Here is a 23,474-nt window from a genome sequence, read left to right on the forward strand (position 1 = left end):
CAATATTATACATTCCAAACCTTTATCATGATCCAAATGATCAATATCCAAAATGGGATAACAAGTAACAATCCCCAAAAACAGCCTTTAAAAAATCTCATGATGAACACCTCGTTCATCCGCCCTACTTATGTAAAAAGCGAGGGCTGAATCAATCTTTCTATCTTTAAAATCTATACTATTTTGTCATTACATGCTCTACTTTAATGCAACGATCCATTATTACTGTGTAGCCTTTTTCTTGTAAAAGTTTATATGTATCTTCATCTTGTACTCCTAATTGTGCCCAGAAAACATCTGCATCAATCTCTACAAACTCTTCCGCAACATCCTTTAAAAATTCTGAACGACGAAACACATTTACAATATCAACATGTTCTTTAATATCCGTCAGTGAAGAAACCGCCTTTTCTCCGAGTACTTCATCTACTGTTGGATTTACTGGAATAATGCGGTACCCAGCATCTTGCATTGCTTTTGAAACCATATACGATGTGCGTTCTGGCTTATCTGATAATCCAACAACTGCAATCGTTTTACTTTTCTTTAATACTTCACCAATTTCCGTACGAGTTGGGTTTTCAATTGTCATAATTTATCCCTCCTATTCCTTTAGTATATCCGATAAAGAAAGTCTCTTTCAACATGAAAGAGACTTTCTTTTATTCCGATTATTGATTCTTTGTAGCTGAATTATCTGCTAATGTAGCTGTTTTCGTCATTTTTTGGCCATTGCGATAGAATGTAACTTCTACTTTCTCGCCTACTTTTTTCTTTTCATATAAATATTTACGGAATTGAAGTGAATTCTCTACTTTTTGATCATCTAACGCTACTACTATATCATATTGCTCTAAACCAGCTTTTTCCGCTGGTGATATTGGATAGATTTTACCTAATACAACTCCATTTGTTACTTCTTTTGGCACTTTTAATTGATTTACTGCATAAGCTTGCACATCTTCTAATGAAACGACACCGACTCCTAGTGCTGGACGTTTCACCACTCCTTCTTTTTCAAGGGATTCAATAACTGGCTTTGCAATATTAATTGGAATAGCAAATCCAATTCCTTCAACTTCTTGTTGTGCAATTTTACTTGAATTAATCCCAATTATTTCACCGTTTTGATTAAATAACGCACCACCACTATTACCTGGGTTAATCGCTGCATCTGTTTGAATAACTTGAGCATTCCAATCTGCACGCTTATCGCCATCAATATCTACTGGAATTTCACGTTCTTTGCTACTAATAATACCTTCTGTTACACTTCCATCAAACCCTAGTGGGTTACCGATTGCAATCGCTTTTTCACCCGCACGAAGTTTACTTGAATCACCTAAAGTGGCAACTTTATTTACATTAGATCCATCAATTTCTACAACCGCTAAATCTAACCAAGGGTCTTTCCCTACAAGCTTTGCATCTACCTTTTTACCATCACTTAGTTTTACAGCAAGTTTATTTGCTCCATCTACTACATGGTTGTTCGTTACAATATACGCTTTATTTCCTGCTTTTTTATAAATAACACCTGATCCTGAGCCAGCTTGTTGCTCTTGGCCTGTCGGTTGCATTGCAAATGGATCAACACTTTGTTGCATATTAATAACACCTACAACAACATCCTTCGCGCCTTCGATCATTCCCGGTAAATCAGTTTCATTTTTCGCTTTATTTACAACTGGAACTACAGTTCCTTCTACTTGTTTATTAGAATTGAATGACGAAACAGCTGCATTATTATTTTGCACCCATGGCATGTACGGTGCTGCAAAACTAATCGAAACCGCCCCGACTACAGCTCCAACTAAACCTGTGAAAAAATATCCTTTTTTACTACCTGATTTTTTCACTTCTCTCGTTTCACTATGCTCTTCATTCAAATTCGGTCCGTCGTAATATCCCATGTTTTATTTCCCCTCCCTGGTGAATTCGTACTTTCAGTATAGTCACATTTTGTGTCCTTCTTGTGAACTCATCGTGAAATCCAATTAAAAAAATACTCCTATCTACCATTGTAGACAAGAAAAGTATTTTTTGTACATTCCACCTACAAAGGAGAGTGTAAATTTGCTATATCCCAAAGCCGAGATGCATAGTAACTTAAAGGTTATTCTTCGAATTTGTAACCTACTCGAATAACAGTGCCGATATGCTTCGCCTTATCTCCTAGCTTATTTCGCAGTTTTTTAATATGTGTATCAACCGTTCGGTCATCACCGTAGTAATCATATCCCCATAACTGATCTAATAAATGTTGACGTGACAACACAATTCCTTTGTTCTCCATTAAATAAACAAGAAGTTCAAACTCCTTATGTGTCAATATAATTTCTTCACCATCTACTAAAACTGTTCTAGATAGTCGATTCACTTCTATTCCAGCTAAAGACATAGTATTTTCTTCTGATACTCCTACCGCTCCATCCGCACGTTTCAATAACGTCTTCGCGCGAGCTACTAACACTTTCGGGCTAAATGGTTTCGTTACATACTCATCTGCACCTAATTCAAAACCTAGTAATGTATCATCCTCATCCGAACGTGCTGTTAGCATAATAATTGGTACTGCTGATTCTTTTCTAATTCGTCTACAAACAGACCATCCATCTATTTCTGGTAACATAATATCTAACATAATTAAATCAATTTCATGCTCTGCAAATAATTCTAACGCTTTTTTCCCGTCTTCTGCTTCGATTACTTCAAAGCCTTCATTACGAAAATAATCACTAACAATTTCACGTAATCTTCTTTCATCTTCAACAAGTAATACTGTTTTATTCATATAATCTATCCCGCCTTTTTACTCTTTCAATCGAATAATACGTTGATTGGAGCTTCCGCGAAATGGAAGTGTTAAATCTTTTTTCTCGATTTCAAATCTTCCATCGACTAAAACATCCCCATACTGTAACAACTCTATCATATCATTATTTCGAGAACTCTGTATCTCTTCTAACGTATAACCTGTATACATCCATAGATTTTTTTTCAAATCTTTCACAGCTTTTGCTACTTTTTTCACTTCAGCAGCTTGGAAGAATGGATCTCCACCTGAAAATGTTACATCTGTTAATGAATTACTTTCAATCTCTTTCACAATTTCTTCTACCGTCATTTCAGTTCCATTGCAAACATTCCAAGATTTCGGGTTATGGCACCCGAAACAACGATGCGGACAGCCCGCAAAAAACACGACTGTCCGCAACCCTTCTCCATCTACTACACTATCATGAATGATATTCATAACTTTCATTTATGCTTCACCCGATCCATCTCTTCACTACGTTTCGCACTATTCCACTTCGACATATCTCCTACAAGATAGCCCGTTATACGGCGAATTCTTTCTATATTAGCCTCATCTTCATTTCCACAGCTTGGACATTCATTCCCAATAACTCCGTGATAACTACAGCACTTACAACGATCAACAGGATGATTTATTGAACCGTACCCAACGCCATTCTCTGCCATCGCTTGCACAATTTGCTTTAATGCCTTTTTGTTATGCATAGCTGCTCCGTCTAGTTCAATATACGTAATATGTCCCCCGTTACATAGGGCATGGAAAGGTCCTTCTAAACGAATTTTATTTATCGCTTGAATGTTATAATAAACTGGAATATGGAATGAATTCGTATAGTAATTATGGTTCGTTATACCGCTAATCTCACCAAATTCTTCTCTATCTTTTTTCACAAACTTACCTGATAAACCTTCTGCAGGCGTTGCAATTACAGAGAAATTGAGTTGATGTTTTTCCATCGCCTTATCCATGCTCTCTCTCATAAAGGAAATAATTTCATATCCAAGCTTCCACGATTCTTCATTTTCTCCATGATGCTTTCCAGTTAACGCTACTAAACATTCTGCAAGACCGATAAAACCAAGACTTAACGTCCCTTGTTTTAAAATCGGTGCCACAGCATCTTCAGGTTGTAACGTCTCTCCACCACGCCATACACCTTGTGAATATAAGAACTGAAAATCTCTTGCTCTCTTTGTACATTGATAAGCAAATCTCTCTAATAATTGCTTAACGCCTAAATCTAAATAATAACTTAGCGCTTCAAAAAACGCTTCTTTTGAACCACTAATTAGCGCTAATTTCACTAAATTAATAGAAGTAAACGATAAATTCCCTCTTCCAATTGCTGTTTCTTCCCCATGTATATTAGACATAACACGAGTACGGCACCCCATATAACATACTTCACTTTCAGGTCGACCATCATAATGCACAGCATTAAACGGAGCATCTAAAAACGAAAAGTTAGGGAATAATCGCTCAGCGGTCGTTTCTAACGCTAATTCAAATAAATCATAGTTCGGATCACACTCTTCAAAGTTCACGCCTTTTTTCATTTTGAAAATTTGAATAGGAAAAATCGGTGTTTCCCCTTTACCAAGTCCAGCTTGCGTCGCTTTTAAAAGTTGCTTAATTAAAAGTCTTCCCTCTTTCGATGTGTCTGTTCCGTAGTTAATAGAAATAAATGGTACTTGTCCCCCGCCCCTACTATGCATACTATTTGAATTATGAACGAAAGCCTCACACGCCTGATACGTATCATTTTCTGTCTCTTTCCATGCAAATTCCTCTATTTGTTCTTTCGTAAGCGGATATGACTGTAGTCGTTTTTTATGTCTCTTTACTGTTTTTCTCACATATGGAGCTAAATCAATATCAAAGAGTGCAAACGATTGACCACCGTGCTGCATATTTTGATTCGCCTGAAAAATAATTGAAGAAAGCGCCAACGCACTTTTAATGTCTTGCGGTTGTCTCATATGTCCATGTCCAGTATGAAAACCGTTAGCTAGCATTTGCGCTAACGGAATTTGCGAACAAGTCGTCGTTCCTGTTGCATAAAAATCTAAATCATGTGGATATAATATATTTTGATTTATCGCTTTTTTCACTTGATCTGATAATAATTTTTCTACTGCATAATACTTTGCGCTCTCAGATGCGAACGTTCCCATTACTCCCATTGGAGATCGACCATCTACATTTGCATTTTCCTGCATTAAATCTTGTTCATTACCGTGGATAATTGTCTCAAATACTTTCATTAATTCTTCTCCACGTACATTTTGTTTCAACATTCATAACCCTCCACCAACATGTTGTTGTCTTTTGATTAAAATCATACAACATATAGTTCTTCTGTTCCTGTGAAAAATGTAACATTCCTGTGAAAGTTTTTTTAAAAATTAATGACTTTTTCATTTATAAAAAAGAAATGTGCTCTTTACAAATGTATGGTACAATAAATGGGAAAAACTCTTTTTACCCTTTATCAACACATTTGTATAAAGGAGACTGAACTCATGGTTATTACATATCTTTTATTTATCGTTGCCTATCTACTCGGTTCGATTCCATTTGCATTAGTCGTTGGAAAAATTGGTTATGGAATCGACATTCGTGAGCATGGAAGCGGTAATCTAGGCGGAACAAATACATTCCGTACATTAGGGAAAAAAGCAGGTTTTATCGTAACAATTGCTGACATTTTAAAAGGTACATTAGCAACAGGTCTACCGATTATTTTCGGGTCAGATATTCACCCACTATGGTTTGGATTAGCCGCTGTTCTTGGACATGTCTATCCGATCTTCGCAAAATTCCGCGGGGGGAAAGCAGTTGCAACTTCTGCTGGGGTGCTATTATGCTATTCACCAGTTGTTTTTGCAATATTAGCTGTTGTCTTTTTCAGCCTTTTATTTACAACAAGATACGTATCACTTTCTTCTATGATAACAGCTGTCGTTGCTGTTATTGCATCCATTGTTAGCGGGGATAAAATCTTCATTATTGCGATGTGTTTATTAGCAGGTATGGTTATTTATAAACACCGTGCAAATATCGGACGAATTATAAATAAAACTGAACCAAAAGCAAACTTTTCAAAAAAGCAAAAATAAGATCGTAACCCACATAACGCAAAAAGAAAACGTGAAGCATATTAATAGCGTCTTTTTGCGTTATTTTTTATACTAAAAGAAAAAGCAACATAATTTGGAGGAACTATACATGAATCTTTCCGTAACAAAAGAAGCAGCACAATGGTATAAAAACGAATTAAACTTACAATCGGGTGAAACAATACGCCTTTTCGTACAATACGGCGGTTGCAGTACTGTGCAAAAAGGACTTTCTTTAGGTATTCGTAAAGATGACCCTGCGCACCCTGCTGTTCAAACTCAAGAAGAAGGTATTAACTTCTTTATTGAAGGCGATGATGAGTGGTTCTTCGATGGACATAATTTATTAGTTACACTTAACGACGGTGATGATTTCCCTCAATTTAATTATGAAAAATAAAAAAGCGTGGCTTCTGCCACGCTTTTTGTATCCCGCTATTTGCGGGTAGTAAGACCCCCACTGATTAAAGTTTCACTTTATTTCTTTTTAATTTCCTCATATTTCGCATACCACTCAGGATATAATTTTTTAAATGATACAGGGCGGAAACCTTCTTTTTTCGCACAAATATTCGTCGTGCTTGCAGTAATACAAAGTTCGCCATCACTATTATAAATTTCATATCCATATACAACGCGGAGCGGGCTCACAGTATCAACCCACGTTTTCACAATAGCTTTTTCGCCGTAACGCATCGCTTTACGATATGAAATTTGCAAGTCTAATACAGGAGAAATAATTCCCTCTTTCTCCATTTCAACATATGAAAATCCTAATTCTTGTATAAGTTTAGTGCGCCCAAGTTCCAGCCACACTAAATAGTTTGAATGGTAAACAACACCCATCTGGTCTGTTTCCGCATAGCGGATTTCAACTTCATGTTCTGCTACAAACATTTCTATTCGCCTTCTTTCACTTCTGCTACCTTGCATACATTTAATCATAATACAGTGGAATCAAAAATAAAATAAAAACAGTGAATCTTTTACCGAAAGGGGCAAGCACATGATCCAAATTGTAACTGTTCGTAGCGGTGATAGTGTTTATGGTTTAGCATCAAAGTACGGATCTACACCTGAAGAAATTGTAAAAGACAATGGACTAAATCCAGCTGAAACACTCGTTGTTGGTCAGGCACTTATCGTTAATACAAAAGGCAATAATTATTATGTACAGCCAGGTGACAGCCTTTATCGAATTTCTCAAACGTATAACGTCCCTCTCGCCAGTTTAGCTAAAGTTAATAACCTTTCATTAAAATCTATTCTCCATGTCGGACAGCAATTATATATACCGAAAGGAACAAAACGAGCAGTAGAATCCATTGCTTATTTACAGCCTTCAACAATACCGATAAAAGAAAGTTTAGTAAATGCTACACGTGCTATTAATCCATTTTTAACATATTTAGCCTACTTCAGCTTTGAAGCAAAAAGAGACGGCACTTTAAAAGAACCGACGGAAACAGCGAAAATCGCTAATATTGCAACGCAAGGTAACACCATCCCTATGCTCGTTATTACAAATATTGAAAATGGAAATTTCAGTGCCGATCTGACCTCGGTTATTTTACGCGATGCAACAATTCAAAACAAGTTTATTACTAACATTTTGCAAACAGCTGAAAAATATGGCATGCGAGACATTCATTTCGATTTCGAGAGTGTGGCACCTGAAGATCGCGAAGCGTATAATCGTTTTTTACGAAATGTGAAAACACGCTTACCTAGCGGGTACACATTAAGTACAACACTTGTACCGAAAACGAGCTCAAATCAAAAAGGGAAATTTTTTGAGGCTCACGATTATAAAGCACAAGGACAAATTGTAGATTTCGTCGTCATTATGACATACGACTGGGGTTGGCAAGGTGGACCACCGATGGCGATTTCCCCAATTGGTCCTGTAAAAGAAGTACTTCAATATGCAAAATCTCAAATGCCTCCACAAAAAATTATGATGGGGCAAAATTTATATGGATTTGATTGGAAACTTCCTTTCAAACAAGGGAATCCACCCGCAAAAGCAGTTAGCTCTGTCGCAGCTGTTGCACTTGCTCGTAAATACAATGTTCCTATCCGCTATGATTTCACAGCCCAAGCTCCACATTTTAATTACTTTGATGAAAACGGCGTACAACACGAGGTTTGGTTTGAAGATTCGAGGTCTATTCAAAGTAAATTCAATTTAATGAAAGAACAAGGCATTGGCGGTATTAGTTACTGGAAGATTGGTCTACCATTCCCACAAAATTGGCGTTTACTCGTTGAAAACTTTACAATTACGAAAAAAGGCTGACGAAAGTCAGCTTTTTAAATATTTTTTACAATATTATCCAAACGCACAAAAAGGAGAATGATGACATTCTCCTTTTTTTAACCGTTATCAACAATTGGTTGTTTGCCAGTTTGGTCTTGCATTTGCTTCCCTTTATTGCCACCAGCTTTTTTCGATTGTGTTCCAATTTGATTTGGTGCAAAGTCTTTTGAATTCTTTTTCGGATTACCCATTACTATCGCCTCCTTAACACTAGTATCGTACTAGTGTTAAGAATTATTCAGCCTGCTTAAAAAGTTTCATTTCATAACGTTTTTCAATTCGTTTTTCAATTCGATCCATTGCATCACGATCGCTTAATAATTGTTGTTTATTTTCATTTACAAGTTCTTCAAACGATCTACGGCGACTTCTTCTCATGTTGCTCACCCTTTCTTCTACGCTTTCTTATTACATAGTATGAGCAAATGAAAAACTCTTTAATCAGATTTGCAAGAAAATTTTATGTTTTGATAAAAAATCCCATGCGCATATATTGCACATGGGATTTTTTACACCATCGTATTTAAATATTTTTTAATTTCTTCATCCGCATTTACTTTATTTGCTCTATATTCATCCAGCGCTCGTAATACAGAATCGTATTCTGCTACAATGTAGCTCTCTAGCTTCAAAATGTCCTCTACACTGTCAATCATAATTCTCGTGTTGCCAATCTCACTTTTCAATGCTGCCTCGTATGTTAAGCTCGTACAAATTTCTCTTACATCGTCTTCCATTTTTTCTGTTAACACATATTTCTTTCGCCCTTTGACCTTTAACCTTATAATTGGGTAAAAGGCTTTTATATCTAAATAACTCCCAACATTCATACAACGAATCCACTCAATATCACGTTTATTTCGTACAAGCATTTCTTTTACTGCTTCAAATACCGCTGTTTCATCAAGTACTTCCTTATTCGCTTTTCTTTTTCCTTCTTCTTCAACCGCTGCACATTTTTGATAAACAGCCGCACACGTAATACAGTCGTCAAATGCATTATGAGAACTTAACCGAATTCCAAGCATTCGTTTTAACGTTTCAAGTTTATGATTAGGCGCATGCTTCATATATTTTTTCGCTAAAAATACAGTATCAATAACGTTATTTTTAGGCTCAGGTAGTCCAAGCATATTTACATTACTTTTTAAAAAACGCATATCAAAAGATGCATTATGAGCGACAATAACATTTGTATGTAAAAATGCTAAAAATAAAGGTAATACTTCTTCAATCGTCGGTGCATCTGAAACACGATAATTTGTAATACCTGTTAAACTTGTTATTCGGTCCGGAATTGAACGCTCTGGATTCACATAAGAAACAAATTGATCTACTAGTTCATGATTATGATATTTCACTGCTGCAACTTGAATAATTTTATCATTATAAGGGTTAAATCCTGTTGTTTCAAAATCAATTACAACATAATCTAACGGTAAGGATACATTCCCCACTCCAGACACTCCTTTATCTCTAAACATTTATATTTCTTTTATCATATCACGAAGCTTTCACTACTTGAAAAAGAAAAGGCAGAAATGATTATATTCCATCTCCACCTTTTCACCGTTATTTTAATTTAGCAATCCGTTTCTCCATCTCTTTTTGCGTCATCGGTCCAATGAACTTATCTTGAATGACACCTTCTGTATCAATAAAATAAGAAGTTGGAATGGTAATTACTTTATACGCTGTTGTCACATCAATGTTCTTGTCCAATAAAATAGAAAAAGTAATTCCTTTTTCTTTAGCGAAGTTCCTTACCTTTTCTTCTCCCCCTCCTTTTTCTGAAGGAGTATAGTTTATAGCTAAAATTTCTACGTTTTCTTTATGTTCTTTATAAAAAGCCTCCATATCAGGCATTTCTTGCTGACAAGGCCCACACCACGTTGCCCAAAAGTTTAAAATAACTTTCTTTCCTTTTAAATTGGATAACTTTACATTCGTTCCATCTATCTTTGCTAATTCAAAATCTGGTGCGCTCTTTCCAATTTCAATACCGTTCCTTGCGAAAATCTCTTTCATAGCAGCTTCACTTTTGGCAGGCTTTTCTTGCATTACTTGATCCTCTTTACCAAACTGTTCATAAGCTGCATATCCTGCTAAACAAAGTAACACTACAATAATGGTAAGCTTCCGCCACATATTATATCACCCTTACGTGTTTATCTTCTTATTACATAATCACCAAAATACTATATACCTTATTTTAGCTTATACGGACAAGCTTGGAAATATTCACAGTCGAAATAGTCGGAATTTTTTTAACTAAGATGAAGTATTTCCCTTTTTATCCTTTTTGGCAAGAAGACTCCATCTGATTTGTGTTACGGGTGAAACCCAACAATTCAGGTGGAGATGAATTGCCGTCAGAAGGTAGGTTGAACGCTTTTGTTTCGTTCATAACAATTTTCCCGGGGCGAATATTTGTTTCTTTTGTCTTACGATATAATCTGCCCCTAGATAAGGAGGGAATATATCGTAAGACAACGAAATTGGATAATAATAATCATTTGGTTACTTGAGGCAAAAGGAATTACGATGAAGGCCATGTTCAAATTTTGTTCCGTTCCGTTTCAAATATTGATTTGTCAAAAGTAATGAACTCTCTACGAAAGGTGGTGAAAACAATGGTTAAAAAGAAAGCAGTGAAAGTATTACGGAAACAAAAGAAAAGAGAAACCATGCAACGATTCACGCAGAAACAGAATATCGGACGAGCTTGTCTTACAGCTAAAGAATTCCGCTTACTGCAACGCATGTCACATAGTTCAAAAGCGTTGCGAAATGTTGGATTGTACACGATTAAACAAAGTTATCTGAATAATAACAAGATGGCTACTGTAAAAGAAGTGGACACTGCCATGCAAGCCGATATGAACTACTCGGGCGTCCAATCAAACTCTGTTCAAGCGATTCGTAGAGCCTTATTTACAGAAGTAAAAAGCTTTTTTAAAGCATTGGAACAGTGGAAGAAAAAACCTGAAACCTTCACAGGTCGTCCTAAGTTTCCGAATTATTCTCGTTCAACTGACAAACGAATTATTGAAATCTATCAAGTTCCAAAGGTGGATGATAACGGGTATTGGATGATTCCAATGAATGTTGCATTCAGAAAAAAATTCGATTCCATTAAAATACGTATGCCTAAAAATGTAAGAAATAAAAAAATCTCCTACATTGAGATTGTACCGAAGCAAAAAGGTCGGTTCTTTGAGGTGCATTACACATATGAGATGCACGTTTCTCAAATGAAGAAACCATCCACGACTACTAGTAATGCTTTGAGTTGCGATTTAGGTGTAGACAGATTAGTAAGTTGTGCGACAAATACAGGTGATACATTTTTAATTGATGGAAAAAAACTTAAATCCATTAACCAATACTTCAACAAAATGATACGTAATCTACAACTGAAAAATATGGAAAATGGACTTTCAAAACGTGTTGTAACGAACCAAATGGCTGCACTTTGGCATAAACGAGAACGACAAATAAATGGTTACATTTCACAAACTGTAGGCCTGTTGTTCAAAAAAGTGAAAGCATGCAACATAGATACGGTTGTCGTAGGGTATAACGCGGGTTGGAAACAAAAATCTGATATGAGAAAAAAGAATAATCAAAAATTTGTTCAAATCCCGTTTCATAAACTGATTGCAGCGATTGAGAATAAATGTATAAAAGAAGGCATCCGATTTTTAAAACAAGAAGAAAGTTATACTTCAAAAGCTAGTTTTCTTGATAAAGATAAGGTTCCAGTTTGGTCTAAGGAGGATAGGACGCATTATCACTTTAGTGGCAAACGAATCACTCGTGGTCTGTACCAAAGTAAAGCAGGAACATGTATCCATGCTGATATTAATGGTGCATTGAATACATTGCAAAAATCAAAAGTTGTAGAATTGGATGAAAACCTTAAAGTGAAAACGCCGATTCTATTAGAAGTGCAAACACGTAAGGCTGTTGCTTCGCGCATAGCTTAGTGGGTGCGTCAACCATCCATGTGTACTCGACTTGTCGGGACTTGTAGCACACGCCGGATTCATCTGAGTGGTGGCTTCTTCCATAAGGAAGAACTGCTCTTTTTCGAAAGGGTGGTGCAAGTGGGGAAACGATTGTTCGTTTCTAGTACCAACCAAAAACTTACTTGGGGTGTTACCATAAGGTGGCATGAATTCTAGAGCGTCAACTGTCTAGCGATAGACGAAAAGACCTAGCGTTCTAACTCAAGCCCCCACTGAAACGCTTTATCTCAGTGGGGGTAGTTGACCATATAATTAGAAATAAACACAAAACTTTCGAGGTGATATGTATTTTACAATTACTTATCAACCCTTTTACTTTTGTTTTCTTCACTTTGCCATTACTATGTATTTGTTTTAGCGGCTTGCTATATAAATCCAAATGGGCTGCTATTATTATTTCTTTTACTGTTCCACTTATATTTTTCATTATCGTCTCGGGATTTGATATACACCTAGCTTTACAAAACTTAGACGCTTGGATTGTTTATAGTGCTGTTTATTCTGTACTTTCCTACATAACAGCAGCGCTAATACGAAGAAAACTGCACATGTAGAGCTTTCAAAAAGGGGGATTTTTATGAATTCATTTGAAAAAATACTATTATATATTCTTAGTTTTATATTTTCCCCAATCGGGATTATCACTTGGATCATCTCGCTCTTCAGTAAAGATCCCGAAAAAAAGCAAGTTGGACGTATTTGTCTCTATATCGCTTTAATCTCATTTATCCTTTTAGCTGGTCTCGGTATTCTTAGTTTCTTCACGATGACTACCACCACTACTATACAATAGTTACAGAAAGGATGATTATTTTGGGAGAACACCCTATAAGTAAAGAACTTCGCTATATACGAATATGTTTAGTTGTTTTAGTAATCGTTCTTTTATTTTTCAACGGTGAAAGAGTTGTTGAAATTTCTACAAATCATGATGCGGTAGAAAACGTTTCAACCAGTAATATGACACAGATTGCTGAAAATACATTTGCTATTCAAGAATATAATCCATCACTAAGTAGCGAACGTACGGTCAAAATTTTCAAATATAATCCGGATACAAATCACCTTACTCTAGTCAAAGAGTTTAGCACTAACGATACTGAGTCTTATACGTATCAACTTAATAAGAGATGCTAATAAAAAGATAAGAGCGCTATATAGCTCTTATCTTTTTATTAGCATCTCTTTAAACAATGACTTACACGTTAATAATTCTCTAGGATCCCCGCATTCCACAACAATTCCATTCTTCATGACCACAACTCGATCCGCTATCATCGCCCTCTCAACATCATGTGTCGTCACAATTCTCGTTACATTCCCCCCTAGCCCTTTAAGCATATTCCAAACCACTTCTTGATTGCTCAGATCTAATCCCGCAGTCGGTTCATCTAGAATAATGAGGTTCGGATTTGATACAATCGCTCGCAATAACGCAAGACGCTTTCTCGCTCCTCCCGAAAACTCTTCACCGCTTTTATGTAGTACAGTCTGAATCCCTTTAGATAAACTCCTAATAATTGACTTCGCATTTACAAGTTCAATATTTTTTTCTAACTGTTTTTCTAAGACACCTTCCCCAAAATACATATTCTCTTTTACTGTCGTTCGAAAAAAACGAAGTTCCTGCCATATAGTAGTCATACGAGCTTTATTACCGTAATAAGCAATACTACCATTAGATGGTTTATATAAACCCATGATTAATTTTAAAAGCGTCGTTTTTCCTGCACCACTTTCCCCCACAATAATAACGAGTTCGCCAGGATTAATTTGCAAATGTATATTTTTAATTCTACATCTCTCTTCACCGTTCTCTTGAAATGAAACATTTGTTAATCTCATTCCCATCGCTCTCTCTACATTTCTGTATTCAGCCGGTATATCTAAAAAGCCAAAAACTCGATTTGTCGAAGCAATAGCAACTTGTGTCATCATCAATAAATCACTCGCATAACGAACTGGGAAAAATAACATCTCAATTGTAGCTAATACCGCCACAAGCGAACCGACTTCCATATCCCCTTTTATTATTTTTTTTGCTCCTATAATAAGAACAACTATATATGCTCCTGTTTCTATTACCGTTCCAACTATCCCAATACAATGTTGTATCATCGTCTTCCTTACTTCTGTTTTATAAGATTGTGCCGTCACTCCTTTAAACAAATGAATTGCCCATTTTTCTTTTTGTAAACTACGTAAATCTTGTATACCTTTTACAAACTGTGACATCATCTCTACAACACTTGATTGATTTTTTTGAGCAATACTTGCAATATTTCTTACTTTTCCCCCATAAGCATTGGAACAATTGCACTTAAAAATAAAAACGGGGTTATCCACCATATAAACTGTACATCGATTTGTTGTAGAGCTATGAACGCACCAATAAATTGTGCAATGGCGTGGATGTATTCTATTAATATAGATCCATATAACCTTACCCAATTCGGAATATCAGAAACGACTAATGTTTCTAACTCCCCTTGTTTTACCTTCTCACTTTCTTCAAACGGTAATAAGAAAAAATGACGTAATACATCTATACGCTTCTCTCGTAATATTCGCTGACTTACTTTTGAGCTTACATAATCAAATAACAGATTGTTCACCCACATCAAAAAGCGACTCCCCGCAAACAAAGCAATATATACATACGTACCTTTTAACTTCCGCTGAATAATGTTATCTACAATTACCCCCATAAATAGCGGACGGGATAAATTTAAAATGGCAGCTACTATTCCGCTACAAATCGCACTAATTAGCAATAGCTTTTCTTGCAACAGCGGCAACATTATTCTTCTATACTCATTCATTGTCATTCCCCCAATTTTGCATAATAAAAGGAAAGGGATGAAACCAAATGGTTTCATCCCTTTCCCTCTGTACATAAAGCAAGGAAGCTAACAAATGTTAGCTTCCTTATCATTCATTTCAATTATTTAGTTTGACACTTTAGACTCTTCGATTTTCGAACGAAGAACCATTTGCAAGATACCACCGTGACGGTAGTAGTCAATTTCAACTTCACTATCGAAACGAGCTACTACTTCAAATTGCTTCTCTTTTCCTTCTGCATCGATTGCAACTACTTTTACAAGATCGCGTGGTCTAACCGTTTTGTCAATTTGAATTTCAAATGACTCGTCACCAACAAGACCTAATGTTTCAGCACTGTCGCCATCTTTAAATTGTAATGGTAATACGCCCATTAACACTAAGTTACTGCGGTGAATACGCTCGAAGCTTTCTGCGATTACTGCTTTAATACCTAATAAGTTTGTACCTTTCGCAGCCCAGTCACGAGAACTTCCCATACCGTAGTCTTTACCAGCAATAACTAGAAGGCCTGTGCCATCTTCTTTATACTTCATAGCAGCATCATAGATAGATGTTACTTCACCAGTTGGCCAATATGTTGTATATCCGCCTTCTGTTCCTGGTGCGATTTGGTTTTTAATACGGATGTTTGCAAATGTACCACGCATCATAACTTCATGGTTACCACGACGAGAACCGTAAGAGTTAAAGTCGACTGGTTGTACGCCGTTTTCTAGTAAATAACGTCCAGCTGGCGTGTGCTTACCAATTGAACCTGCTGGTGAAATGTGGTCTGTTGTTACAGAATCACCAAATTTACCAACTATGCGTAAACCTGATAACGTTTCAACTTCACCCGGCTCTTTAGATAATCCTTCGAAGAACGGTGGGTTTTGAATGTATGTTGAATCATTATCCCAAGTATATAAAGCTTCATTTGAAGTTTGGATTTCATTCCAGCGCTCATTGCTGTTAAATACTTGCGCATATTCTTTTTTGAACAATTCAGATGTAACAACACTTTGAACTACATCTTCAATTTCTTTAGCTGCTGGCCAAATATCATTAAAGTAAACAGCATTACCATTTACATCTTTACCGATTTCATCATTTTTTAGGTCAATATCAACAGTACCTGCAAGTGCATATGCCACAACAAGTGGTGGTGATGCTAAGTAGTTTGCTTTTACAAGTGGATGAATACGCCCTTCAAAGTTACGGTTACCAGATAAAACAGATGTTACTAATAAATCATTTGCTGCGATTGCTTCTTCTAATTCCTCTGCTAATGGACCAGAGTTACCGATACAAGTCGTACAGCCGTAACCAACTGTTTGGAAACCTAATTGATCTAAATACGTTGTTAAACCAGACTTATCTAAGTACTCTGTAACAACTTTAGATCCTGGTGCTAACGATGTTTTTACGTAACCAGGTACTTTAAGTCCTTTTTCAATTGCTTTCTTCGCAACTAACCCTGCTCCAATTAACACGTACGGATTTGACGTATTTGTACAGCTTGTAATTGCAGCGATTGCAATTCCACCTGTTTTCATCGTTACTTCTTGATCTTTCAATGTAACTTTCACTTCTTTATCAAACTCTTGCTCATTGAATCCAAGTCCTTGTGTTCCAACTGGTGCTACAACAGCTTTATGGAACTCCTCTTTCATATTTGAAAGCGGGATTAAATCTTGCGGACGTTTCGGTCCAGAAAGGTTAGATTCGATTGTATTTAAATCAATTTCAACAAGATCAGTATAGATTGGATCTTTACTATCTGCTGTATAGAATAAACCGTTTGCTTTACAATATTCTTCAACAATGCGAATTTGCTCTTCATCTCTACCTGTTAAACGTAAGTATTCTAATGAAATATCGTCGATTGGGAAGAATCCACAAGTTGCACCGTATTCTGGTGCCATATTTGAAATTGTTGCACGGTCAGCTAAAGGCATACTCTTTAGTCCACTACCGAAGAACTCAACAAATTTACCAACTACACCTTTTTGACGTAACACTTGTGTTACTTTTAATGCAACATCAGTTGCTGTTGTACCACTTGGAAGTGTACCAGTTAATTTCACACCGATTACTTCAGGTACTGGGAAATATGAAGGCTGTCCAAGCATTCCTGCCTCTGCTTCAATACCACCAACGCCCCATCCAAGAACACCAATACCATTAATCATTGTTGTATGTGAGTCAGTTCCAACTAATGAATCTGGGTATGCAACTAAGTCACCTTCAGCATTTTTCACCGCATGAACAACCGGTGCTAAATATTCAAGATTTACTTGGTGTACAATACCTGTTGCTGGTGGAACTGCACGGTAGTTATCAAATGATTTCTGTGCCCAGCTTAAAAATTTATAACGTTCTTCATTACGTTTAAACTCTAAGTCCATGTTGAATGCAAGCGAGTCCGCTGTACCCGCTCTATCAACCTGTACAGAGTGGTCAATTACAAGGTCTACAGTAATTTCCGGATTAATTTTATCAGGATCTCCGCCCATATCTGCCATTGCTTTACGAAGCGAAGCCAAATCTACAACAGCTGGAACACCTGTGAAGTCTTGTAAGATTACGCGAGATGGTTTAAACGGAACATCGATATCTTGAACATCTTTCGTTCCCCATTTCGCTAAATTTGTAACATGTTCTTCTGTAATTACGCGTCCGTCTACTTGACGAAGTACAGATTCAAGTAAAACTTTCACGGAATATGGTAATTGAGATACGTTGCCAACCCCTGCGTTTTCAAGCGCTTTCAATTGATAATAATGATACGTCTTTCCATCTAGTTCAAAAGTTGCACGTGATTGAAATGGATTATGTTTGACCATTATGTTTCCCCCCTGTTAAACGTGACTAATTTGTCTGAATATAAAATGTAGACAAACTTTTCAATACCTTACGATAATATCTTATTACAACTTTCTAAATAAGTAAATAATAAGAAACTTATGGATTATCATAAGTTTTCTTTATCTTTCTAAATTTGAATAGTGTCCATGCTCTTTATTAATACTATTACTATAAAGTAAAGCACTCTTTCAGCGTTTTACTTTACGTTCATATATGCTATGAACGACTCATGGTTCGTCTATAAAAAACATTATAGAGGTGAGAAAAATGGGTAAAAGAAAAGCCAATCATATTATTTCAGGAATGAATGCTGCATCCACCCAAGGGCAAGGAACTGGCTATAATGAAGAATTCGCAAATGAACCTTTAACTCCGGCAGAGCGACAAAATAATAAAAAACGAAAAAAGAATCAGTAACGAAAAATCCCAAAAGGTATACCTTTTGGGATTTTCTCTAATGTTTATAACGTAACAACTCCGAAACTGTTACAAATCGATAACCCTGCTTTTTCAGCTCAGGTAAAATTTTTGCTAATGCCGCCACTGTTTGACTACGATCACTTCCTCCATCGTGCAACAGTACAATATCTCCACTTTTAGCATTTTTCACAACATGATTTACTATGGATTCTGTACCTGGATTCGCCCAATCACGAGGGTCTTGATGCCATGACCATAGAACAATTTGATACCCAGCTCTTTTTGCCGTAGTAAATACAGCATCATTAATATATCCACCTGGTGGACGGAACAATAAAGGTTCTTTCACCCATTTTTCAAAATATTTCTTTCCATTTAAAATATCATGTTCTAATTTTTCATCTGATGAATTACTCGCATACAAATGATTCATCGTATGATTTCCGATTTCATGCCCTTCTTTCAACACTTGCTTTACTAAGTACGGATTACGCTGAACTCGAAAGCCAATCATAAAAAAAGTCGCTTCCGCTTTATATTGACGTAATAACTCTAATACTTGCGGTGTATAAGTTGGGTCCGGTCCATCATCAAATGTAATTGCGATAATTTTTTCATTATTTGGCACTTCCCATGTTACATAGCCAGTTGGCTCTAGCTCTTTTCTTAACAACATTTTAGCTTCCACTTTGTCCACTTGAAATATATGTACTGCACAAATTAAAGAAAAAATTGATAGAATAATTTTTCGTTTCAGCATAGTAGCACTAAAAGTAATGAGGTTGTTGAATTCACAACAACCTTTTTCACTTTTCTATTTGATCTACATTTCGCATAATATTTTGGAGATTACTTTCATATTGCTCAAGTTGTGGACGCTGCGTTTCTGATGCTACTTCAAGTGCATTTTGAATCTGTTCGTACGCCTCTTGCACTTCTTGGCGTAACTCTTTTAAATCATGGCCGTAATTCGGGTCATTTTTCACAATATTATTGAATATATTTTCGGCTTGAACAACCCCTTGCTGCGCAGCCTGAAAAGCCTGTTGCTTATCTTTATGATATGGCATAACACTTTCCCCTTCCTATATGAGTTAGTCCTACTTATCTTTACCCGTTTCTCAAAAAACATTCTCGTATAAATTCGCAAACTTCTCTCATTCTAAATAGGGAGAGGAGGTGTAAAATACAATGGGTAAAAACAATAATCAATCTAATCGTCAAAACGAGAAAAAAGGGCAATCTTCTGGACAGCCCGAACCTTTAAGTGGATCTCACAAAGTTAAAAATCGTAATCATTCACGTCAAAAAAACCATGCACATCATGATATGTAAAGCAAAAGTATTCACACACACTGTATCTTTCACATAAAATGTTTATATTTTTCTATTTGTTCTTCACCTCTATTTCATTCATGCATAACATAGTATGAATTGAGATTTTACGGAGGGTGTCTTTCATGGGCAAGAAAAAGAAGGATTGTCTTTTTCATGTTGATGGTTTCGAAGAATGGATGGATCAATTTTGTTCTGATTCTTGTAGTAACTTTAGTTTTCCAAATCAAATTCATATTGACCTTTGTGAAACAGAACAAGAATACATTTTGGAAACAGATGTACCAAATGCAACTGCACAAAATGTACTCATTAAAAAGATGGAGACAGGCCTAAACATTTGTATACTTTATAAAAACACTTCTTTACAGCGGATTGTTCCTTTACCTACTAATATCATTTATAACAAGATGCTAGCCTGTTTAGAGAATGGATATTTAGCCATTCATATTTCCAAAAACGAAGTTGCCAATAAGCATGAAGAGAAAGTCTTTTTTCGAATTAACGATTGATATAAATATAAGCCCGAGCAACCTTTTGGTTTGCTCGGGCTCATGTTATTTCGCATGTATTTCTATTTTAGAATTTCTAATATATCTTTTTTTCATTAAACCTTTTGTCACTAAAAGAACTGGGAACGCTATGCTTGAAAATACAGCTAATGTTAAAAATACTATAAAGCCATTTTGATATCCATAATGATCGAGAAGTATCCCGCCAAACCAAGGACCAATTACTACTCCAATTCCTGAAAAGCCCATAGCTCCAAAATATGTCCCTTTCAAATGTGAAACAGCTATCTCATCAATAAATACATCTGTCATTGAAAACATTAATACTTCTCCGAATGTAAAAATAATTGTACATATAGCAGCCCCTAACATAGATTCTACTAGTCCAAATCCAAACAATCCCCCGCTCACAAATAACGTTCCAACCATAATAGATGCTAACGGCGTATATTTTTTACACATTTGAATAACAGGGTATTGAATAACTACTACTGTAATCGCATTTAAAGTTAGCATATATGAGAACAACTTTACTCCATCTTGAAATATATGTGCGTTTGCAAAATATTGAGATAGTGTCGTCGTTAAATGTGAAAAACCACTATTACTCAAAATGATTCCGACTAAAGCAACTAAAAATACTATATCTTTTCGCAAAATCCGAACCGCACTTAACATTGTGACCGGATTTTCTGTAGTTACTTTCTTTTTATCAAGTGGATATTTCTTAAATTGAAACGCTAATATAACTGTATATAAAATGTACACTCCAGCGGCTACTAAAAAAGGAATCGTTGATTTTGCACTTCCAATCTGTAATCCAACAAGTGGACCCATCGCTACTCCAACATTTATTGCACCGTAACGCAAATTATATACGAGTAAACGATACTCTGGTTTCGTTAAATCTGATAATAAAGCTCTTGATGTCGGTTCAAAAAAAGAACGACATAATCCATTCAAAGCGTTTAATAGAAAGAAACTCAAAACATGATCTGCAACTGAAAATCCTATAAATACAAACACCCAAACAATCATGGACCATATTATAATCATCTTTCGACCAAATCGATCCGATAAATTGCCTCCAATAAAACTAGCAAACACTCCAACAAGCGCACTCGTTCCAATGATAGCACCGGTCATTCCAGCCGATACGTCTTTAACAGTCGTTAAATAAATCGCTAAAAAAGGAATGCTCATTGAAGTTGCAAACCTAGCAAATAATGTCCCTATAATGATACTCATTCCAAGTGGATGAATATTTTGTAACTTCCCCTTCATCTTTAAACCTACTCTCCCTTTTCTTACATAAAAAAAGAAAGCAAAGGATCTGCTTTCTTTTTCCTTTTTCTACACTTGAGATGTTTATACCCGAGCTGTTCTCGTTATTTCCATATCAATTCCGTATGTAAACTGTAGTTCTTTACAAACATCTTTAATTAAAATAGCTACATTATACTTTTCATTAAATTCTAAAACAATGCTTTCTACTTCTTCATATGTATACTTATATTCGCCAGTAATTACACTTTTTAAATCAAAGCATTCATTAATACAAAGCTGGACGAGTAATTGTTCATACTTCTCTATGACATCTTCTTTTTTCCAAAGTAACTCCTTTACATATAACCGATCAAATTTCACACTTTCTCGATTACAATCCGTTAAAATCCGGGTCATCTCATTTAATTCTCGATATAATTCGGAAATATTTCTGCTTAAACTAAGCAACTTATCTACGCCGTTTTCATATGGCATTTTCATTCCCCCCCGCATTTTCTTCTTATTATAGCAAGAAAATTCTAAAAAAAGTTTCTTTCTTCTGAAATATTAGGAAACTAATTTCAATTGCTTTACAATGAAACTAGCTAACACGAAAGGGGAAAGAAAATTGGAGAAAAAATTATATTACATCGACGCTTATAAGAAAGACTTTACTACTAAAGTTATAAAACAAGAGCATGATACAGAAGGAAACTTATATGTTGTCTTAAATGAAACTGCATTTTATCCAACAGGCGGCGGACAACCACATGACACTGGAACTTTAAATGGTGTTCCGGTAAGTAACGTTGAAGAAGTAGATGGAGAAATTCTCCATTTCATAGTAGAACAATTACATACGGAAGAAGTAGAGGGTAAAATAGATTGGCAACGTCGTTTTGACCATATGCAACAACATACAGCTCAGCACATTTTATCCGCTGCTTTTTGGGATCACTTTAACATACCGACGATCGGGTTCCATCTTGGAAAAGAAACTATAACCATTGATTTAGAAACTGCCAATCTTTCTACAGAAACTGTTGAGAAGGCCGCACAAATTGCTAATCAAATTGTTTTTGAAAACCACCCTATTCGTATTAAATGGATGAACTTAGAAGAGGCCAAAGCATTACCCCTTCGCAAAGAACCAACTATGACAGAAGATATACGCGTTGTTATTATCGCAAATTATGATTACAACGGCTGTGGCGGAACGCATCCGAAACACACTGGTGAAGTAGGCCCTATTCAAGTACTAGGATGGGAGCGCAATAAAGGTGGTATACGCTTAACATTTATTGCTGGTTGGCGTTCTCTTAAATTAATGGGACAACATCAACAAATATTAACAGATGTTTCTAAGCAATTGAACAGTAGCGAAACTGATATTCCAGTAAAAGTAGCACAACTTCTTACCTCTCAAAAAGAAAACGAAAAGGCAGTACAAGCAATGAATGAAAAACTATTATTTGTAGAAGCAAATGAACTACTGCAACAGCCTTTAGAAATACACGGTGGAATACTTATTTCTAAAGTATTTACAAACCGCCCTATGCAAGAAATTGCAAAACTGTCTGCTATTATTACGGAACAACAAGAACACGCAATTACATATTTCGTTATTGAAAATGAGGACAAATTACAATGTATTCTCGCTTGTGGTAAAGCAGTGACACTCGATATGAATACACTTTTAAAAGATGCCCTCCCTTCTATTGAAGGAAAAGGTGGCGGAAATAAAAAGAATGCTCGCGGCGGTGGAAAAGCAATTATGAGTGGGGATGAGTTTTTAAATCAACTTGTTTCTTCTTTACAGTCAGCAGTGTAGATTATTTTATGAAGTGGATGTCATTGAACTGTGTGACATCCACTTCTCTTTTCTGCTTCATGCACAGTAGTACAGTAAATGAAATTATATGAACGATTCTATAAGAAATATCGATTTTCCAACAA

The 23,474-nt window shown here is 35.9% G+C and carries 25 protein-coding genes and 1 pseudogene; 10 read left to right on the top strand and 16 right to left on the bottom strand.

Annotation, left to right across the window (positions count from 1 at the left end):
- Positions 1 to 178: 178 nt before the first annotated feature.
- From MR066_RS17510 to MR066_RS17530, 5 genes are all read right to left on the bottom strand, one after another.
- Positions 179 to 592: a CoA-binding protein gene (locus MR066_RS17510; RefSeq protein WP_193663220.1), complete on the bottom strand. Its 414-nt coding sequence runs from the start codon at positions 590 to 592 to the stop codon at positions 179 to 181.
- Positions 593 to 671: 79 nt separating this feature from the next.
- The gene (locus MR066_RS17515) at positions 672 to 1,913 is read right to left on the bottom strand and encodes a S1C family serine protease (RefSeq protein WP_002014311.1); all 1,242 of its coding nucleotides are present in this window, start codon (positions 1,911 to 1,913) and stop codon (positions 672 to 674) included.
- A gap of 203 nt (positions 1,914 to 2,116) precedes the next feature.
- Positions 2,117 to 2,794 carry a response regulator transcription factor gene (locus tag MR066_RS17520; RefSeq protein ID WP_002014310.1) on the bottom strand — a complete coding sequence of 226 codons (678 nt, stop codon included), beginning with the start codon at positions 2,792 to 2,794 and terminating at the stop codon, positions 2,117 to 2,119.
- Positions 2,795 to 2,812: 18 nt separating this feature from the next.
- Positions 2,813 to 3,265 carry an anaerobic ribonucleoside-triphosphate reductase activating protein gene (gene nrdG, locus MR066_RS17525; RefSeq protein ID WP_002137702.1) on the bottom strand — a complete coding sequence of 151 codons (453 nt, stop codon included), beginning with the start codon at positions 3,263 to 3,265 and terminating at the stop codon, positions 2,813 to 2,815.
- Positions 3,262 to 5,118 (bottom strand): anaerobic ribonucleoside triphosphate reductase, encoded by a 1,857-nt coding sequence (locus tag MR066_RS17530; RefSeq protein ID WP_242247978.1) that lies wholly within the window; start codon positions 5,116 to 5,118, stop codon positions 3,262 to 3,264. Before MR066_RS17530 ends, nrdG begins: the two co-directional genes overlap by 4 nt.
- Positions 5,119 to 5,343: 225 nt before the next feature.
- On the opposite strand from MR066_RS17530, the gene plsY reads away from it, so the two are divergent.
- Both plsY and MR066_RS17540 read left to right on the top strand, forming a co-directional pair.
- Positions 5,344 to 5,940: a glycerol-3-phosphate 1-O-acyltransferase PlsY gene (gene plsY, locus MR066_RS17535; RefSeq protein WP_002014306.1), complete on the top strand. Its 597-nt coding sequence runs from the start codon at positions 5,344 to 5,346 to the stop codon at positions 5,938 to 5,940.
- 109 nt (positions 5,941 to 6,049) lie between these two features.
- On the top strand, positions 6,050 to 6,340 hold the full coding sequence (locus MR066_RS17540; RefSeq protein ID WP_002033558.1) for a HesB/YadR/YfhF family protein: 291 nt from the start codon (positions 6,050 to 6,052) through the stop codon (positions 6,338 to 6,340).
- 77 nt (positions 6,341 to 6,417) lie between these two features.
- Here MR066_RS17540 and MR066_RS17545 read toward each other — a convergent pair whose 3' ends face one another.
- Positions 6,418 to 6,837: an acyl-CoA thioesterase gene (locus MR066_RS17545; protein WP_002142699.1), complete on the bottom strand. Its 420-nt coding sequence runs from the start codon at positions 6,835 to 6,837 to the stop codon at positions 6,418 to 6,420.
- 109 nt (positions 6,838 to 6,946) lie between these two features.
- Here MR066_RS17545 and MR066_RS17550 point away from each other — a divergent pair, with 109 nt between their 5' ends.
- The gene (locus tag MR066_RS17550) at positions 6,947 to 8,239 is read left to right on the top strand and encodes a glycoside hydrolase family 18 protein (RefSeq protein WP_002066644.1); all 1,293 of its coding nucleotides are present in this window, start codon (positions 6,947 to 6,949) and stop codon (positions 8,237 to 8,239) included.
- A gap of 77 nt (positions 8,240 to 8,316) precedes the next feature.
- Here the strand turns inward: MR066_RS17550 and sspN are convergent, their stop codons facing one another.
- The 4 genes from sspN to MR066_RS17570 all read right to left on the bottom strand — a co-directional run bounded on the left by sspN (position 8,317) and on the right by MR066_RS17570 (position 10,408).
- Complete coding sequence (gene sspN, locus MR066_RS17555; RefSeq protein WP_000527988.1) at positions 8,317 to 8,451, bottom strand: acid-soluble spore protein SspN; 135 nt, start codon at positions 8,449 to 8,451, stop codon at positions 8,317 to 8,319.
- 43 nt (positions 8,452 to 8,494) lie between these two features.
- On the bottom strand, positions 8,495 to 8,638 hold the full coding sequence (locus MR066_RS17560; protein WP_002014298.1) for an FbpB family small basic protein: 144 nt from the start codon (positions 8,636 to 8,638) through the stop codon (positions 8,495 to 8,497).
- A 131-nt stretch (positions 8,639 to 8,769) separates the two neighbouring features.
- The gene (locus MR066_RS17565) at positions 8,770 to 9,717 is read right to left on the bottom strand and encodes a 3'-5' exonuclease (RefSeq protein WP_242247980.1); all 948 of its coding nucleotides are present in this window, start codon (positions 9,715 to 9,717) and stop codon (positions 8,770 to 8,772) included.
- A 115-nt stretch (positions 9,718 to 9,832) separates the two neighbouring features.
- Complete coding sequence (locus MR066_RS17570; protein ID WP_242247982.1) at positions 9,833 to 10,408, bottom strand: TlpA family protein disulfide reductase; 576 nt, start codon at positions 10,406 to 10,408, stop codon at positions 9,833 to 9,835.
- A 485-nt stretch (positions 10,409 to 10,893) separates the two neighbouring features.
- Here MR066_RS17570 and MR066_RS17575 point away from each other — a divergent pair, with 485 nt between their 5' ends.
- From MR066_RS17575 to MR066_RS17585, 3 genes are all read left to right on the top strand, one after another.
- Entirely contained in the window at positions 10,894 to 12,249 is a 1,356-nt protein-coding gene (locus tag MR066_RS17575; protein ID WP_242247984.1) for an RNA-guided endonuclease TnpB family protein, read from the top strand.
- Positions 12,250 to 12,868: 619 nt separating this feature from the next.
- Positions 12,869 to 13,084: a hypothetical protein gene (locus MR066_RS17580; protein ID WP_242247988.1), complete on the top strand. Its 216-nt coding sequence runs from the start codon at positions 12,869 to 12,871 to the stop codon at positions 13,082 to 13,084.
- Positions 13,085 to 13,095: 11 nt separating this feature from the next.
- Positions 13,096 to 13,428, top strand: a complete 333-nt coding sequence (locus MR066_RS17585; protein WP_242247990.1) for a YmzC family protein — start codon at positions 13,096 to 13,098, stop codon at positions 13,426 to 13,428.
- Between the two features lie 27 nt (positions 13,429 to 13,455).
- Here the strand turns inward: MR066_RS17585 and MR066_RS17590 are convergent.
- Both MR066_RS17590 and acnA read right to left on the bottom strand, forming a co-directional pair.
- Positions 13,456 to 15,170 (bottom strand): annotated as a pseudogene (locus MR066_RS17590) (ABC transporter ATP-binding protein).
- 69 nt (positions 15,171 to 15,239) lie between these two features.
- Positions 15,240 to 17,963 (bottom strand): aconitate hydratase AcnA, encoded by a 2,724-nt coding sequence (gene acnA, locus MR066_RS17595; RefSeq protein WP_061676017.1) that lies wholly within the window; start codon positions 17,961 to 17,963, stop codon positions 15,240 to 15,242.
- A 289-nt stretch (positions 17,964 to 18,252) separates the two neighbouring features.
- On the opposite strand from acnA, the gene sspO reads away from it, so the two are divergent.
- Positions 18,253 to 18,402 (top strand): small acid-soluble spore protein O, encoded by a 150-nt coding sequence (gene sspO / locus MR066_RS17600; protein WP_242247992.1) that lies wholly within the window; start codon positions 18,253 to 18,255, stop codon positions 18,400 to 18,402.
- Between the two features lie 37 nt (positions 18,403 to 18,439).
- On the opposite strand, the gene pdaB is transcribed toward sspO, so the two are convergent.
- Positions 18,440 to 19,165 (bottom strand): polysaccharide deacetylase family sporulation protein PdaB, encoded by a 726-nt coding sequence (gene pdaB, locus MR066_RS17605; RefSeq protein ID WP_080019777.1) that lies wholly within the window; start codon positions 19,163 to 19,165, stop codon positions 18,440 to 18,442.
- Positions 19,166 to 19,211: 46 nt separating this feature from the next.
- A complete protein-coding gene (locus MR066_RS17610; RefSeq protein WP_002014282.1) occupies positions 19,212 to 19,475 on the bottom strand; it encodes a hypothetical protein in 264 nt (87 codons plus the stop codon).
- Between the two features lie 121 nt (positions 19,476 to 19,596).
- Between MR066_RS17610 and MR066_RS17615 the strand changes: the two genes are divergently transcribed.
- Both MR066_RS17615 and MR066_RS17620 read left to right on the top strand, forming a co-directional pair.
- Complete coding sequence (locus MR066_RS17615) at positions 19,597 to 19,740, top strand: small acid-soluble spore protein P (protein WP_002014281.1); 144 nt, start codon at positions 19,597 to 19,599, stop codon at positions 19,738 to 19,740.
- Between the two features lie 125 nt (positions 19,741 to 19,865).
- Entirely contained in the window at positions 19,866 to 20,252 is a 387-nt protein-coding gene (locus MR066_RS17620; RefSeq protein WP_002033545.1) for an Hsp20/alpha crystallin family protein, read from the top strand.
- A gap of 45 nt (positions 20,253 to 20,297) precedes the next feature.
- On the opposite strand, the gene MR066_RS17625 is transcribed toward MR066_RS17620, so the two are convergent.
- A complete protein-coding gene (locus MR066_RS17625) occupies positions 20,298 to 21,536 on the bottom strand; it encodes an MDR family MFS transporter (protein ID WP_242247993.1) in 1,239 nt (412 codons plus the stop codon).
- A gap of 84 nt (positions 21,537 to 21,620) precedes the next feature.
- On the bottom strand, positions 21,621 to 22,013 hold the full coding sequence (locus tag MR066_RS17630; RefSeq protein ID WP_002137716.1) for a hypothetical protein: 393 nt from the start codon (positions 22,011 to 22,013) through the stop codon (positions 21,621 to 21,623).
- A 133-nt stretch (positions 22,014 to 22,146) separates the two neighbouring features.
- Between MR066_RS17630 and MR066_RS17635 the strand changes: the two genes are divergently transcribed.
- Positions 22,147 to 23,349 carry an alanyl-tRNA editing protein gene (locus MR066_RS17635; RefSeq protein WP_242247994.1) on the top strand — a complete coding sequence of 401 codons (1,203 nt, stop codon included), beginning with the start codon at positions 22,147 to 22,149 and terminating at the stop codon, positions 23,347 to 23,349.
- Positions 23,350 to 23,474 lie beyond the last annotated feature (125 nt).

The organism is Bacillus cereus group sp. BfR-BA-01523, assembly GCF_022662615.1.
Taxonomy (GTDB): Bacteria; Bacillota; Bacilli; order Bacillales; family Bacillaceae_G; genus Bacillus_A; species Bacillus_A mycoides.